The organism is Aeoliella sp. (genome assembly GCF_965227375.1).
Lineage (GTDB): Bacteria > Planctomycetota > Planctomycetia > Pirellulales > Lacipirellulaceae > Aeoliella.
Genome location: NZ_CBDDFX010000002.1, coordinates 1,781,730 through 1,797,734, shown reverse-complemented (window position 1 = coordinate 1,797,734; position 16,005 = coordinate 1,781,730). Strand labels below are relative to the sequence as shown.

General features: G+C 55.5%; 11 protein-coding genes. 9 read left to right on the top strand and 2 right to left on the bottom strand.

What is annotated here, in order from left to right:
• Positions 1–383 precede the first annotated feature (383 nt).
• From ACQK2L_RS20160 to ACQK2L_RS20130, 7 genes are all read left to right on the top strand, one after another.
• The gene (locus ACQK2L_RS20160; RefSeq protein ID WP_425398843.1) at positions 384–1,559 is read left to right on the top strand and encodes a substrate-binding domain-containing protein; all 1,176 of its coding nucleotides are present in this window, start codon (positions 384–386) and stop codon (positions 1,557–1,559) included.
• 356 nt (positions 1,560–1,915) lie between these two features.
• Entirely contained in the window at positions 1,916–2,284 is a 369-nt protein-coding gene (locus ACQK2L_RS20155) for a hypothetical protein (protein ID WP_425398842.1), read from the top strand.
• A 44-nt stretch (positions 2,285–2,328) separates the two neighbouring features.
• Positions 2,329–3,402 (top strand): DUF1559 domain-containing protein, encoded by a 1,074-nt coding sequence (locus ACQK2L_RS20150; RefSeq protein WP_425398841.1) that lies wholly within the window; start codon positions 2,329–2,331, stop codon positions 3,400–3,402.
• A gap of 80 nt (positions 3,403–3,482) precedes the next feature.
• Positions 3,483–4,817, top strand: a complete 1,335-nt coding sequence (locus ACQK2L_RS20145; protein WP_425398840.1) for a dockerin type I domain-containing protein — start codon at positions 3,483–3,485, stop codon at positions 4,815–4,817.
• A 64-nt stretch (positions 4,818–4,881) separates the two neighbouring features.
• On the top strand, positions 4,882–6,249 hold the full coding sequence (locus ACQK2L_RS20140) for a dockerin type I domain-containing protein (RefSeq protein ID WP_425398839.1): 1,368 nt from the start codon (positions 4,882–4,884) through the stop codon (positions 6,247–6,249).
• A 73-nt stretch (positions 6,250–6,322) separates the two neighbouring features.
• A complete protein-coding gene (locus ACQK2L_RS20135) occupies positions 6,323–7,600 on the top strand; it encodes a LamG-like jellyroll fold domain-containing protein (protein ID WP_425398838.1) in 1,278 nt (425 codons plus the stop codon).
• A gap of 308 nt (positions 7,601–7,908) precedes the next feature.
• A complete protein-coding gene (locus ACQK2L_RS20130) occupies positions 7,909–9,936 on the top strand; it encodes a LamG-like jellyroll fold domain-containing protein (protein WP_425398837.1) in 2,028 nt (675 codons plus the stop codon).
• A gap of 329 nt (positions 9,937–10,265) precedes the next feature.
• Here the strand turns inward: ACQK2L_RS20130 and ACQK2L_RS20125 are convergent, their stop codons facing one another.
• Together ACQK2L_RS20125 and ACQK2L_RS20120 are read right to left on the bottom strand one after the other, a co-directional pair.
• Complete coding sequence (locus tag ACQK2L_RS20125) at positions 10,266–11,006, bottom strand: HAD family hydrolase (RefSeq protein ID WP_425398836.1); 741 nt, start codon at positions 11,004–11,006, stop codon at positions 10,266–10,268.
• Positions 11,007–11,084: 78 nt separating this feature from the next.
• A complete protein-coding gene (locus ACQK2L_RS20120) occupies positions 11,085–12,386 on the bottom strand; it encodes an aromatic ring-hydroxylating oxygenase subunit alpha (protein ID WP_425398835.1) in 1,302 nt (433 codons plus the stop codon).
• A gap of 233 nt (positions 12,387–12,619) precedes the next feature.
• Here ACQK2L_RS20120 and ACQK2L_RS20115 point away from each other — a divergent pair, with 233 nt between their 5' ends.
• Both ACQK2L_RS20115 and ACQK2L_RS20110 read left to right on the top strand, forming a co-directional pair.
• The gene (locus ACQK2L_RS20115) at positions 12,620–14,017 is read left to right on the top strand and encodes an MFS transporter (RefSeq protein ID WP_425398834.1); all 1,398 of its coding nucleotides are present in this window, start codon (positions 12,620–12,622) and stop codon (positions 14,015–14,017) included.
• A 358-nt stretch (positions 14,018–14,375) separates the two neighbouring features.
• Positions 14,376–15,731 carry an endonuclease/exonuclease/phosphatase family protein gene (locus tag ACQK2L_RS20110; RefSeq protein ID WP_425398833.1) on the top strand — a complete coding sequence of 452 codons (1,356 nt, stop codon included), beginning with the start codon at positions 14,376–14,378 and terminating at the stop codon, positions 15,729–15,731.
• Positions 15,732–16,005 lie beyond the last annotated feature (274 nt).

Sequence of the window (16,005 nt, the reverse complement as noted above, 5' to 3'; positions counted from 1 at the left end):
CTAGCACCGATGAATTTTCTGGCATAGCTGTGGTTTCTCGTCGGATTCGTAACGTTCTACATTCGCATTCCTTCGGATAGAGTTAGTGCGAGAAATGAACATGATCTCCGGACTCGTAACGACCAACTCGCTCGTGACTCGTACGGTGTTCCCGAATCCCCTCTTATCAACAACGAGTGAGTCCACCAAAGTTTCGCCATGTTTTCCGAAGCAAGAAGTATACCCACACCCGCTTTGCGAAAGAGCCTCGCCTGACCGTGCTGGTGATGCGTTGCTCGGATAAGCACCCCCACTTCGCTGCGAACAAGAATTGTCACTGGAGAGTCGCACCGGTTACAATACAGATAAGGGCGACCACATTGACCGTTTGAAAGTCAGTTCTGGTGAGACAGTTCAACTCCAAAACCCAACGAGTCGCTCTGCTCATCGACACGTCGATGTCGTGGGGTGTGCGGCTGATCCGAGGGATTCACGAATTTGCTCAACAGGAAGCAAACTGGCTATTTCAAATCGAGCCGTATGGAAGGCACCAACGACTGCAGCTCCCCGAAGGCTGGGTTGGCGATGGTGTGATTGCCCGGGTAAACCACCCAAGCCTTGCTGAGGAGATTAGGGCGAGTGGCATCCCTACAGTCAACGTATCTTGGTATGACCACCCAGGTCCACGAATTGCCCGTTGTACGATCAGCGAGTCGGAAACGGGTCAAATAGCCGCCGAGTACTTTCAGACTCTCGGTTTCACACGATTTGGATACTGCGGTCCCCTTGATCGGCCTGATTATCACGATGGTTTGGCAGCGGGTTTCCGGGACGCTCTTGCGGGACACCCGCACGAGTTTTTTGCCTACAGACCGAAGACAAGGGAAAGCTCTAAGATCCCTTGGAATCAGCAGTTGGCTGGCCTTGTCGAATGGCTAACTGAACTTCCGAAACCCATTGCCGTACTATGCTGGTGTGCCGCGCGAGGCCGGCAGGTGACTGAGGCTTGCCACTACGCAGGCATTCGAGTCCCGGACGAGATCGCAGTGCTCGGGGGTGAATACGACGAGCTGATGGAGGATATTTCAGACCCGCCGCTTTCGACGATCGAGCAGCCGGCAGAGCGTGTGGGGTACGAAGCAGCGCGTTTGCTTGCCAAGCTGATGGACGGCCAGCCGCCGCCTAGCGAACCGATCCTTGTCTCGCCGACCAGAGTGAACATCCGCCATTCCACAGATATTCTGGCCGTCGACGACCCCTTAGTGCGTAGTGCAGTCGCTTACATAAAGCAACATGCTACGGAGGGAATTCGCGTGGGCGACTTGGTCGGCGAACTACTGGTTGCACGCCGCAGCCTCGAACAGCGCTTCATGCATGCGATTCATCGAACGCCCGCCGAGGAAATTCGTCGCGTTCGGATCGAGGCAGCCAAGAAGTTGTTGAGCGAGACAAACCTGAAAATCGCTCGAATCGCTGAAAAATGCGGTTTCGGCCATCAGGATCGCTTCTCCCGCATGTTTCGTCGCGCAGTCGGGCAGACTCCCAGTGGGTATCGCAGGCAGTCACAAGCCGGAAATTGAGCGCTGCGATTCGAGATCGCCCAAAAGGGATTCAGTGCCCAAAGACTGCCCGCAAAATGCACAATATTTTGCGCTTCATATCGTGGATTCTTCACGAGAATATTACAAAATGCCCTTAGTCTCATCTTACCGAAGCGGTTGATTGTGTATGCAAACTATAGCACGTCAGCCCGAAACGACCTAACTCGATGTGGGACGGTGTTGTTGTATTCTGACGAATTCGGAATCTGGCATTTTGCGCAATGATAATGGTCAAACCACTGGCAAATCACAATTTAGGACGGTACCCCGCGTTGGCGTTGGCTACCGCTGCCCTGCTGGTCCTTTCAGGTTGTGGTTCGGACGGCCTACCAAACATGGTGCCCATCCGTGGCGAGGTTACTTACAACGGCAAGCCTCTCAATCATGGTCGGGTAGTGTACCTACCCAAGGATCCCACCAAGTGCCGCCAGGCGAGTGGGCCCATCAAGGCCGATGGCACCTTTGAGTTGACCACACAGAAGGGTGGCGACGGCGCCATGTTCGGAGATTATGAGATTGTTGTCTTCTCACGCGGCTCTGACAACGGAAGCCAAGCGAAAACGCGAGAAGAGTATGAGGCCGCGATGAAGAACTCGGCAACCGAATCGATACCCGAGAGGTTTATGGACCCGAGCACTTCGGGTGTTACCGATAAGGTCGATGGCGAACATACAGGTTTTAAGAAGATCGAGTTGACGGACTAGGTGTTCCGCCCTAGCTCACTCGCCTATTTAATGGAGATCGCACAGTGGCACATACCTTTCGGAGACGGAACGGCTTTACTTTGGTAGAGTTGCTCGTTGTCATTGCCATCATTGGCATACTGGTTGGTTTGTTGTTACCGGCAGTGCAAGCGGCTCGAGAAGCGGCAAGACGCTCGAGCTGTCAAAACAACCTGCACCAGATCGGAGTAGCACTGCAGAGCTATCACTCGGCGCAAGGCTTTTTCCCTTATGGGGCGATGGACGACGACTGCGATGCAGGACAGAAGCGCAGTTGGCACACTTGGCGAACGTTGATCCTGCCGTATATGGAGCAACAAGCACTGTTCGATCAACTAGACGAGATCGAACAGAACTATCCTCGCGGTGGATGCTTCGGCGCCGACGTTAACTCCGTATGGGCAAAATCGCCACTGCAGCAAAGCCCGGTGCATGAATACATCTGCCCAAGTGAAGATGGTGTGATGATCGAAATCTCACCCTACAACGCGACGTGGGTCGGCCCAGCTTCGTCTGCTCGCGCGTCGTACTTCGGTAATGCGGGTCCGGTATCGTCGGGACCAAGAGATTGGGGCGCAGAGAACGTCTGTGGACAGTGCATTAATGGTGTCGCTTGTCCATGTGAATATGGCAATGGCCATGGTCGAAACCGCGGCTTTTTCCACGGTCATAATCCTGGGGGGCCTGGAATGCTCGACATGTGGGCGAACAAGATTGGAATGAAGAAAGTGCCCGACGGTTCGTCAAACACCATTCATGTGGGGGAAACACACGGCGCGCAATTCGGATCGGATGAGCCCGGCTGCTTTAGCTCGAATGGCTGGATGTCCAGCTGGACGGTGTCCTCAACCGTATGGGGCATTAACCTCGATTATCTCTCGATCCTCGGTTGGGATGAGAACCAACACGATCGCAATAACTACACTGCTGGGTGCAACTACCGCAGTCGGCATCCTGGAGGGGCTCAGTTCGCATTCGTCGATGGGTCGGTACGGTTCCTGACAGACGATACCAGCTTGACGCTGTTGGCGAACCTGGGAGCCAGAAATGATGGCAACGTGGGCGATGCTTATGCTCGACCAAGTTCTGGCGGACCGTAGGGAATTGTTGTGTGCGGGAATCGCTCGATGTGCAAATCTGGAAACCAATTCGGACCTAGTAACAACTGTGGAGTAAGTTCATGAAGGTCACGAAGTTATGTCGCAAGTTGGCAGCATCGTTGGTCGCCGGCGGCCTCATGTCGCCAGCGGTCCTCCATGCCGCCGACCTGAACGTCAATTTGCTTACGAATCCTGGCTTCGAAAGCCTGGACCCCGGTGACTCACACGTACTCGATTGGGTAGACGGAACCGAGTTGGGGTTCACCTACGCCAGTGGCGTCTACGACAATGGTGGCCCCCTGGCTGGTGGAGGGTCTTTCTACTTCACCGCCAATGGAGGCAGTGACATAACAGAGCCGGGCGAAGTAGCCCAATTGGTCGATCTATCGACTGGGAATGCTGCCACGGCCATCGGCAGTGAGAGTGCTTTCTTCCAGTTGAGCGGTTTTTTCAGCAGCTACCTTGGCGACGGGGATTTCGGGACCGTACAAGTCGAATTTCGGGACGCCAGTGAGGCCGTCCTGGGCACGTACTCCGTTTCCGATGGAGACGTCTCTACTTGGACCCAGCATGCGATCGCCGATGAGGTCCCCACCGGAACACAGTCCGCACTGGTGTCGATTTTAGGCACCGCCCTGAGCGGCGGGCCAGATGGTTACATCGACAATGTCGATTTCCGCATAACGACAGAACCGCTACTTCCAAGCCTGGAGCTCATCGTCGATCGAACGGATGGAAGCTTCACCCTCTCCAACCGTACCGGCAGTTCGGTAAACATCGCGGGCTACGAGATCAGTTCCGGATTGGGTGCGCTCAACCCAGCCAGTTGGGTATCGATCGCCGACGAGTACGACGCCGATGATGGCGGCGAGGTAGACAGTCTTCACAACTGGTCGGAGCTTACCGATCCCAGTACTCGTGGCGACTTGAGCGAGGCGGACCTCGAATCGGGTTTAGGGGGATCCTTAGGACACACAGAGTCGATCAATCTTGGAAATACTGGAACGTGGATTCGCAATCCGGTTGAGAACGATTTGGCCTTTCGCTACACCTCCGCTGGCGAGGTTGTGACTGGGATGGTGACTTACACAAATGCCTCCGCGTTTCAGCAAGGCGACATCAACACCGACGGTGTAATCAACGCACTCGATTGGATGCAGCTTCGCAGCAATCAGCATGTCGACCTATCAGCATTCTCGCCCGCCGAGGCTTATCGTCGAGGCGACCTGACCGGCGATGGTAAGAACACCTACGCCGATTTCAACGAATTCAAGCAGTTGTACGACGCTGCGAATGGCGCCGGGGCGTTCGCTGCAATGCTCTCTTCACCAGTTGCTGTCCCCGAGCCATCGACAGTGTTGCTAGTGTTGGGTTCGGCTCTGCTGTTTGGAGTTGCCCGACGCGCAACGGACTAGCGATTCGATCAGCAAACCGCCTGCATAACGAATACTCTACCGCTCGACCTCTTGGAGTTTCCCGATGAAAGTCACCAACCTACGGCGAAAGCTGGCAGCGGCCCTCGTGGCCGGGGGAACATTGATACCCGTCGCCGCGCCTGCAGCCGACCTTGATACGAATCTCGTCGTCAATGGCGGATTCGAAAACGTCGATACAGGCACAACAGGTGCTTATAACTCTGTATTGATCCTGGACTGGAATCAAGTTGGTGGCGGAGGGTTCGCGTACTCGCATGATGGCTCCGGCGGTGCACCCGATTACGCAAACGGTGAACCGCCCGTAGGAGGTGGGTCATATTACTTCACACCAGGTTCCTTAGGCCGGGCCCAATCCTTCGCCAACGCACTAAAGCAGGAAATTGACGTCTCGACTGGTGCAACGGGATCGGCCATCGCCGCTGGCGACTCCACGTTCTCGATCAAGGCGACGTTCGGCAGCTATGCTACTCAAACCGATCACGGCGTCGTGGATGTCGAGTTTCTGAACAGTAGTGGTGGCGTGCTCGGCACGGGTCAGATAACTCCTGGGTCTGTGAACTTAACGCAATGGACGGATTATTCCCATCTGGGCATCGTTCCAGCGGGTACTACGTCCGCTCGCATCTCTGCTTGGGGCGTTCTGGAAGCAGGTGGGACTGCAGACGGATACATGGACAACATCGATTTCCGTGTGCTTGAAGGGGGTGCAACAGACCTGGCGATGTTTTTGGAAGTCAACACCTCCAGCGGCGACATCACTCTTCGCAATCAAACGGACGAAGCTGTAGCGATCGACTACTACGAGATCATGAGCAATGGAGGGGCCGGCAACTCGTTGCTGGCTGGCGATGCCAATTGGACAAGCTTCCAGGATGAAAACGCCGCGGGTTTTCCGGCGGGCAATGGTTCCGGAAACGGATGGGAAGAGGCTGGTGGCGCTGACTCTGACACGCTGAGTGAATCATTCTGGCTCGGCAGCAGTAACGTATTGCCGGGCGCATCTATCTCGCTAGGCAATGCCTTCAATACGAGTCAACCCCAGGACCTCACGTTTCGCTACGGCGTGGTCGAGTCCACCTCACCCACTGGTGACTACAACGGTGATGGCACGGTCAACATTGCCGACTACACGGTCTGGCGAAACACGCTAGGTGCTACGGTGCCCCAAGGCACCGGCGCGGATGGAGACGGCGATGGTACCATCGGTCCCGGCGACTACACCGAGTGGAAGGAGAACTTTGGCTCCACCGGAGACAAAGGACCAGGCACGCTGGTTACCGGCTTTGTCAAATACGTATCGTCAGGCTCAGTCGCAGCTACCAATGTTCCCGAGCCCTCCTCGGTCGTCATCGTTTCCATGGCTGTAGCGGGCATTTTCGGCGCTACTCAGCTTCGCGGTCGAGAATCGTAGCTCGCTTCAAACTTCTTTACAGATCTCAACTCGCTTCCCGGCGTTACACGCTCAATTGATGGGGATCAACAAGATGAACCTGCTTCACTGGACATCCCGCGTGACGTTGATAGTCATGGTGGGTGCTTTGGCCGAATACACGTCGGCTTCTACAAATGACCGCTTCTATCAACTTGGCGAAGATCCCCCAGTAGGTCCCGCCGAGAACGCCAGCAACGGCGCACCGGTGGCATCAGGCAACTCATTCGGTACCTTGGATAGCGTTGGCCAAACAGGCATGGACCAACTGCCGCCGCTCATCCCGAAGGGAATTACCCTGCCGGTCTACCGAACGATCTCCGGCAGGCCCGACGGTGGTACTGGCCTTGGTATCGAGTTCAACGGCGCCCAGCAGCAGTATGTGCATGGCCAATCATTAAACTGGCCTCAGGAGTCTCTTTCGGCTGTAGGCGGCAATTTCATCGGCACCATCAACTACGATGGCATAGACGACCGGGGCATGCAATTCTGGGTAAAGCCTGGCTCGGCGGTGGGTCCTCAGTCAATCGTGATGGATAGCAATCAGCACGGCGTACGCATCAACACCTCCGGTAACTTCTCAATGCGTTACGACGGACGAGATACCGACTCGGGGCTCACCGTAACTCCCGGCAGCTGGTACCACATCATGGTGGTTCGTCCCAACGGCCCTGCGAGTGGTTCGCGGATGTTCATCGACGGAGTGGCCGTCGCAATCGACAACCTCTCCGACTATGCATCCGACTCATCCAATCTAGTTTTGGGCGCAAACACCGGCGGCGACGACGGCTTTGGCGATAGCCCCGTCGGATTCACCGGGGGCACAGCGGAGTTTTTTACCGGCATCATCGACGATCTGAGCATGTTCGTTATCGGCGACAATTCGTCAAACGAAGGCCCCCCGGCTGGGCAAAACTGGGGTGCCTTTGATTTCGCTACGGAGAATTCTTACGCAGCCTTCGCTCTAACTGGTGTCGCTGGCGACATCGATAACAACGGCCTGCTCGAACCCGATGATGTATCCGACTTCATCGATGGATGGCGATATGAGAAGAGAGTGAACGGCGTTCGGATTGGCGATCTAGAAAGCTACTCTAAAGGTGATCTCAACCTCGATGGAATAACGAATATATTCGACCTGAATATGATGCAAGCGGCGCTAAGAGACCAAGGTATGGCGGCGATCACCGCGGCCCAACTCGCGGGCGGCACCACAGTTCCCGAACCATCGACTTTGGCATTGTTACTGGCGGTTTTAAGTGGAGCATACTTGCAGCAATCGAGGCACCGTCGGTCCACGCAATACTCCCCATCCTACTACAACGCCAAGTGAAACGCCGCAGAGACCGGGGAAGCCAAGACTTAAGCGAGACGCATCGCAATTGTTGCTGGCTGAGCTTTCGACCCGCCAAGGTGGTACAACGCTTGGCGACTGGCGGGCTGCTGCTGGGGCCGCTTATCCTCCGCTGCTTGCAAACAGCAGTTCGGAGTTATTCTTGACACCACCTGCTTCGGGGACGCAGCAGTGCGCCTGACAGTTCTCATTGCCTCGCCAATTGGCCAAGCTATTCACACGGAGTTTCTTCCATAATGATCAGCCACCAACCGAACCTCCTCGGCAGTTCTCGCGGAGCGATACTGATGTCCGTCATGCTTTCGTGGCTTTGCGATTCGACGCTTGCCTGCGACGAATGTGGCTGCCATGGCCCTCAGGAAGCCGACCATCCGCCTCACGCATCCGAGTCGGCTGAGACTGTCTCGCCGCAAGCTGATTCGTCCGCTTCATCGTTCAAATTCGGAGTCGTGGGCGACACACAGGGCCTGCAGTTCGTTTCGCAATTAATAACGGACATGAACGCTCACAGTCCAGAGTTGGTCGTGTTTCCAGGCGACCTAGTCAGTCAGGGGAGCGTTGCCTCATGGAACCAATGGAACAATCTGACGAAGCATTTCATCGGCGGTCCTGAGATGCGCCTTATGGTGCCAGGCAATCATGATCTGCCAGTAGGAGGCGACACCCAGTGGCAACAGACTTTCAATTGGTTACCAGATAGCCAGATGGTAGGGGGCGTGAAGGGCATCGACAAGATGGACTATTTCTACGACCACGGCAATACTCGCTTCATCTCCGTGACCACTGACTCGCAGGCGCATGGAGCCGGAGGTCAGCCTGCTGCGCTTGAGTGGCTGGATAAAGTTCTCAAGGATCCCACAACGCAATCGAAGGACCACGTTTTTGTCTACTCACATCATCCTATCACTTTCAACAACTACGATAGAACCGGTGGCACTGCGGGAGCCTGGTGGCAGACCATGGGCGAGTCTGGCGTGGTAGACAGTGTGTTTGTGGGTCATTGGCATCAATACCAACCGAGCCAGCCCCATCCCCATCATCACACCTGGGAGCTGATTGCCGGCACCGGCAACTCGGGCTTTTCCGGTCATGAGTGGCAGAACAAGGTTGGGTATACCATTGTTGAGGTCGATGGAGCTCGTGCCGTGGCTCGATTCTATAGCGATGCCGACGGTGATGGCCATTACGACGATCTGTTCGATACCTTTGTAATGTCTGCCCCGCAACCGGCCGCTACTGGTGTTGTTGGGTACTATGGATTCCATGACGCAACCCTCAACGTCGATGCAGCTCCCGCTCCGCTCGGCAAGGACAATACGGGCGAGTACGTGGGCAATGCGAACACGGTAGCCGGGCCAATTCACGGCCAGGCGTTGTCGCTGGATGGCGATGGCGACTTTGCTCATGGCGGGGGTATCGGCGACTACAATCTGGCCGTGCTCCGCGACCTCACTCTCTCAATCCACGCCAACTACGATCAACTTGGATCGGGCAACTCCGCAAATACATTGCTTTCGTACACGGCAAATGTGGCGGGATATACCGACGCCGAAGAGGCTGTTAATCAGCCGTATAATTTTCGCATCCGCGACGATCGCCGTCTGGTGCTATTCTGGGAGCATGACAACAATGAAAAGGTAACGTTCACCTCCACGGTTCCCGCCGATGTCGTCTCTGGCGAGTGGCATGAATACCGAGTCACGCGCGATGCCACCGCGGGGGCGGTTCGTTTCTACGTGGACGGCCAGCCCCTTGGTGACGAACTCTCCTTTGATCCCCAAACCCAATTGCCAACCGGTGGAGGACAAGGGTACTTGCGAATTGGGATCAACTACGATCGGAAAGATGCGGCGAAGCTCGTCGGAGGCTTCGACGGACTACTGGATGAAGTGGTCATTTGGAATGAAGTAACAACAGCCGCCTTCCAGCCGCCCGTTATCCCCTGCAACGTGCCAGGAGATCTGACTGGCGATTGCATTATCGATGCCAAGGACTGGATGCGATTCCGCGAGGGCCAGCACGTCGACATGACGGGGATGACTCCGGCCGAGGCCGAAGCCCTCGGAGACCTGAATGGGGATTTTCGCAATGACTACAAGGACTTTCAACTCTTTAAGCAGGCCTATGAGTCACGACACGGCGATGGCTCGTTCGCTTCCATGACGCAGAGTGTCCCCGAACCTGGACCGACGACGATCGCGTCGGCGACGGCTGCTATACTGGTCTTGCGTTGGCGGCACCAGCAGAGGAAGAGTCTGCTTCGGCCTAGTCAATCCACCGAGCAGATGGAACCGAATGGGGATTCCGGCGAATGATATTCGAACCAATCGGTTATCCTGATCTGATAGCCAGGCGGTGCCGTTGGCAGATGTTCGTATGTCGGCCTCCACGATACTGGCGCATCGACCAAAGGCCTGGTGCAAGGATATGATGGTGCCTTCGGGAGCCTGCTCCGAATTCCCGCGGTGACCGATGATGTCGATCGCTCGAACTGCCCTTGCAGGTTCTGGAGTCGCAAGTCCCAGCCCTGAGGCCACTAGCAGGATCAGACTTCTTATTCCAGCCGCTCATCATGATGGATTAAGCCGTGATCGGCAACGCATGCTGGATATCGATCCTCTCTGGCCGACACCGCACCGGTGCACTACAACTTTGATCTGTTTACATCGGGCTTTTGCATTCCGTTGGTTGAAATCCGGAAATGAGGTCCGCGAAGCGGTGTGTGCAGAAAGTCCCATACGCGCACATCATCAAGGCTATTGACCGCGAGGTGCGGCGTGGCGGCGTCGAACCGTCCGTTGAGCGCGACGCACTTCATGCCAGCCGCTTGCGCCGATTCGATCCCTAACTGCGAATCCTCGAATACAACACATGCGTCTGGCTTGATGCGAAGCTCTTGTGCTGCAATAAGATAGGGCTCTGGATTCGGCTTTCCCTGAGTGTAATCTTCTGCACCCACAATGGTTGCAACGTACTGGCTCAGGCCAAGCGTGTTCAAGGCTCGCGAGAGATTTGAACGAAACGATCCCGACACAATTCCGACTGGCACATGCTTGGCAACCTGTTTCAACGTCGATAGCGAGGGCGCTATGGGGGTTCCGAGGTATCCACCCTCTCGATTGATGAGTTCCTCGATCATCGATGCAAACTCTTGGTAGCGTCCCTTGAGCTCTGGATGCAATTCAGAAACGGTATTGAAGATGCTGTGCCAGCTCCTACCGTAGCAAAAGACCTCCGACTCGGCCTCGGTTATCAGCGTGCCCAGTTCTCCGATAACGTCTCTGAAGGCAATCGATGACGCCGGCTCACTATCGACAATGGTCCCGTCGAAATCAAAGAACGCAGCCGCAAAAGCGAAACACGATTCTGGCTCTAAACGATTCACACCTTCTCCACTAGATTGTGGCCAAATTACTCATTTGATTAAGGCCCAGCACTTGCGATAAGAGACTAACTCGGCTCTCTAATCCCTGTCAGCCATCGTTGATACCCTTGTCGTGGCACGCAACCGCTGCAAATACCATACAAAAAATGCCTCAAGATTATACTCATTGCTTCGCGACAACGGCCCTGGCCGATATTTAGTCGAAAGTACGCCCCGCTGCACGCGCTCACACAATTTCCAATCTTGCTCGGAAGTCAATTGCCAAAAAGGAAGCAGCTCACTGAGCTCGTAATCACGACCCTCCATCGCATCTTGGTCCACGAGCCACGTCACGGTAATACGTGTGCGATCAATACCATCCGGCATCAAACGTGTGGTAACTGCGTGATCGCAGCTGGAATGGTTCCACATGTTTGGCACAGTTCGAATTCGCAAGGTTCCTGTCTCTGGGTTCGTGTAGCTGCCCATGAGGGGAGCAACCTGCTGACCCTCGACTGACTCACTTACGAATCCTTCAGCCAGTACGGTGCGATTCGCGGAATACCAGCGGTTGTGTTCGACGTCTGGAAATATCGCGATGCCAGGACTCAGGTGATCGCCATATAAGCCTTGCTCCTCCCATTTGGGCAACTGGCGCTGGAGTGACGATCGCAGTCGCTCCTTAACCTGGTGGGAGGCACCATCGGCATCGTATTGGTCGAAATTCGCTTTTACGTACTGCGGATGATTCATCTTGCAGTGGTAGCATTCACGGTTGTTTTCCCACACCAGCTTCCAGTTTGCAGCCACCTCATAGTCGATTGACTTGGCTACCTTTGCACGTAGCAGCCCTTGGGGCCTGAGCATAGGCCCCATCCACTGCGCAGCTTGATTGAAATCGGGAGGATTGTCAGCGAAGCTGATGAAAACCAAGCCTTCTAATTCCTGAATGGCAACCGGCATTAGATCCAAGTCCGATTGGTCGAAGTCGTCGTGCATGCCTCGACAAGCCACAAGGTGACCATCCACCGCATAGGTCCACTGGTGGTACGGACAGACGAGACGCTTGGCGTGGCCCGCTTCGCCCGCACACAGTTCCGAGCCGCGGTGTCGACAAACATTCCAATGCGCGCGGATCTGCCCTTCGTGATCCCGAATCACCACGGCCGAATCTCCTTCGAGCCGCAACGTCACGTAGTCGCCCGGATTCGGTATTTCGCAGGTATGGCAAGCTAGCAGCCAATCACGCTTCCAGATAGTCTCGATCTCGGCTTGGTAGACTTCTTGCTCGCGGTAGAAATCGCCCACCAAGGCGTTCCATTCACGTCGTTCGTCAACGAGCTGCTGCAGACGACTAGCACGTGACCGCTGGTGTCCGTTGCGTGGCGTGTGATTTTGCAAGCTGGCCCTCCTGCACGGAGATGTTCACCCATTGATGGCAATTATGCTCGTCTATTCTCGACCATTGTTAGGTTGCAGACTACCTACGATTCGCGCAATCTTTTTGCCCTATTCCGAGTTCCATCTCGCAAGGTTCGCTAGATGAAGTATACTCAGCCCCACGCGGTCACGAGCTTGGGTGGCCAGCAAGAGCCAGTTCGATCTCGTTGCCCTGACCATGCATGCCTATTCCAATGAATCCCGCAGGTGATCAGCATCAACAGGACCGGGTCTACGAGGGGTATCGGCGCTCTACCTTCCTGATCACTTGGCTAGCCTACGCTGGGTTCTATCTCACCCGGAAGTCTTTCTCCGTTGCCAAGACAGAGCTTGAAAAGCCAACGGTCGCGAACTGGAGTTTCGCCGACATGGCCTGGGTCGATGGCGCATATCTTACTACCTACGCCATTGGCCAATTTGTCTGTGGGATTCTTGGTGACCGGTTTGGAACGAGGCGTGTCATCCTCACAGGAATGTTGATGTCCATTCTCATCTCAGTCGCCATGGGTGCGTCCTTGAGTGTGCTCGTGTTTTCGCTGCTGTTTGCCGCGCAGGGATTCTGTCAGGCTTCTGGATGGGCACCGCTCGCAAAGAACATGGGAGAGTTTTTCTCTCGCCGCGAACGAGGCACGGTAATGGGCTTCTGGTGCACCAATTACGCGATTGGGGGCGCAATAGCTTCTTCACTGGCCGTGCTGGGTATCGTCTGGGCAACCCAGGCAGGTGCCAATGCTGATCTTGCCTGGCGGTTCGCATTCTGGCTCCCCGCCGCCTGCTTGCTGGTTATCTGGATTCTGTTCTATTGTTTTCAGCGCAACCGACCTGAAGACGTCGGTCTTCCACCCATCGAAGTCTACCATGGCGAGGAGCCTGAGGTCGTGGTGGAGGGCGATACGCCGAGCGAAGAACCAGATGGCGCTTGGGTTACGATTGTCGAGGTTTTGTGCAATCGCATGGTCCTGTTGCTTGCCGCTGTCTACTTCTTTCTGAAGCCAACGCGGTATCTGATCTTGTTTTCCGCGCCGCTCTACGTGAAGCATCGTTTAACCCAATCAGGCTTGGATGCCTCTGCTGGTGAGGTCGGTTTTGTTGGCAGCATGTTCGACCTCGTTCTTGGCAGCATGTTCGACCTCGCTGGATTTCTGGGAGTGCTCGCGGGAGGATTGATTTCTGACCGCCTGTTCCGTGCTCGTCGGATTCCCATCTCGGTGATTGCGCTGTTGCTGCTCAGCGGCTTCTTGGCTTGCTTTCCTCAACTCCCCGCCACGCGTGTGGCAATTGGCGGTGGGTTTTTCCTGATTGGTTTCCTGCTGTACATCCCTGATTCGCTCATTTCTGGCACGGCCGCAATCGACTTCGGAACAAAACGCGGCGCATCAACCGCAGCCGGTGTGATTAACGGCTGCGGTTCAGTCGGCGCCCTTGCCGGAGGCACTATGCCAGCGTGGATCGAGGTATTCGTGGGCAAGCAGGCCGATGTGTGGAGCTACGTTTTCTACGGTCTTGCCATTTCGCTGCTGATTGCCGCAGCGTTGTTAGTACCTCGCTGGAATTCACTACCAGCAACTGCTGCACGTGGGGGTTCTGCCTGATATCCATAGTCGCGCATATCGACTACGTGAAAGTTCCTTCAGTAGTGCATGGCAGCCTCGTGTGGCATGTGCTGCCATCCCAATTTGCCCCCAAGGAATCTGTGGCCTCCGCACCCAGATCATTCGTGAAATGGGCATGGAACACCAGCGCGGGGCACTCGCCCACCCATGGCGTACTCCGACCAGGCTGCAAATAGGACTCGTGAGCCGGAAATCGCCAAACAAAATGCGCACTATATGCTTGTCGGGGTCGCAGAGTTGACTCAGACTCGAACAGTATGATTGCGCGAAGAAGTGGCCATGACGCGAGGCGATGCATCAGCATCCTACTCGAATTCACCTCAAAGCAAGAGATCCGATGCAATTCTCCCGTTCAGTTGCAATTCTGTTTACTCTGTCGACGATTTCATTCGGCCCGGGCGGCAAGGCAGATGATACACTTAAGGTTATGACGTTTAACGTGTGGTCGGCAGAGGACTCTTCGGGGGGACGAGCGGGCATCGTCACAGCAGTCCAGGCGGGTGACGCGGACATTGTTGGTTTCCAAGAAATGGGCAGCAACGCCGGATCGTTGGTCGCTACGACGCTCGGCATGCAGTACGACAGTGAATCTCAGATCGCCACACGCTTTGACATCGTCGATACATCAATGAGCCATGGTGTGCGCATCCAACTGGCCCCTGGTTCGGAAGTCTATGCTTTTAATGTTCACCTTTCGCATGCACCATACGGACCTTATCAACTCAATGGCATTCCGTATTTCGGCGGTACGATCTACGACCCAAACGACCCGGCACAGATCGCAGCGGTGATTCAAGACCAAGTCAATGCTCGTGGTGGCCAGATCGATGGCGTATTGGCTGAGATGCAGCAGGCCTTCTCGTCGGGACTGCCCGTCTTTCTCACCGGCGACTTTAACGAGGCATCGCACCTCGATTGGACGGAAGCCGCTGCCAGTGCGGGCACGCATGTGGCGGAGGTCGCCTGGCCGACTTCGAAGTCCATTGCCGATGCCGGGTACATGGATTCGTTTCGAAGGGTTCACACCGACGAAGTCGCCAAGCCCGGTAACACCTGGTCGCCCGTGTATGGGCCTGATTACAGCAACCAAGGGGTTCTTGAACCGCAGGACCGAATCGACAAGGTCTATTACCGAGGACAATCGGTTACACCCACGGTTTCGCTAACCATTGGCCCCGATGACGGCTTTTCCGACATCGTAGCCGCCGAGTATCCGTCGGACCACCGTGCGGTCATCACTACCTTCGAACTCGAAGGTGTCTGCACTCTGCTAGGCGACCTAGACGGCAATTGCATTCTAGACGCGGCGGATTGGAAACAGTTTCGCAACGGCCAACACGTCGACATGTCCGGGCTCACACCCGATCAGGCCTATGCTCTGGGCGATCTGAACGGCGACTTTCGGAACAACTACAACGATTTCATGTTGTTCAAGCAAAACTTCGAAGCGCAGAACGGCAGAGGAGCACTTCAGCAGCTCATCGCTCAGGTGCCCGAGTCGTCTTCGGGAGCATACGCGATCTTGGCGTGCCCGTTGATCGCGCCACGTATGTGGCGGGCATTTCGCAATGCTACACGGTGCAACGAACGACAACCAAGTGCCCGTCAACGCTGGGGCTTGGGATGCCGCTTGCGTCGCGTCTTACGGAGAAGGGCGGTTACAATCGGCCCAGCAACATGCCCCGGCAGCTAGAACAATCTAGCCTCGTCGACTGCCTGATGACTCAGATCCGCATTGCACGGACACGCAATCCTTCGAGAAGCAGAGCTATTTTTCGCACGCTCGGAATGCAGTTTGTTTTTGGAGTCATAAGAAGTGGAAAAAGAACTGGGGTAGAGTAGATGAACGGACGCAAAACGATTCCCGTCAGTCTGCCTACCTAGCGCCTTGGCCTATTTAAAAGTCTGGAGAGTGAAATGTGTCAAATGACGCAGAACACTCTAACTACAAACATAGTTGCAGTCGG

Bases quoted from the DNA above. Each gene is read 5' to 3' on its own strand.
- ACQK2L_RS20155 (WP_425398842.1), top strand. From the start codon at position 1,916: ATGGTGCCCATCCGTGGCGAGGTTACTTACAACGGCAAGCCTCTCAAT.
- ACQK2L_RS20145 (WP_425398840.1), top strand. From the start codon at position 3,483: ATGAAGGTCACGAAGTTATGTCGCAAGTTGGCAGCATCGTTGGTCGCC.
- ACQK2L_RS20140 (WP_425398839.1), top strand. From the start codon at position 4,882: ATGAAAGTCACCAACCTACGGCGAAAGCTGGCAGCGGCCCTCGTGGCC.
- ACQK2L_RS20135 (WP_425398838.1), top strand. From the start codon at position 6,323: ATGAACCTGCTTCACTGGACATCCCGCGTGACGTTGATAGTCATGGTG.
- ACQK2L_RS20130 (WP_425398837.1), top strand. From the start codon at position 7,909: ATGTCCGTCATGCTTTCGTGGCTTTGCGATTCGACGCTTGCCTGCGAC.
- ACQK2L_RS20115 (WP_425398834.1), top strand. From the start codon at position 12,620: ATGAATCCCGCAGGTGATCAGCATCAACAGGACCGGGTCTACGAGGGG.
- ACQK2L_RS20110 (WP_425398833.1), top strand. From the start codon at position 14,376: ATGCAATTCTCCCGTTCAGTTGCAATTCTGTTTACTCTGTCGACGATT.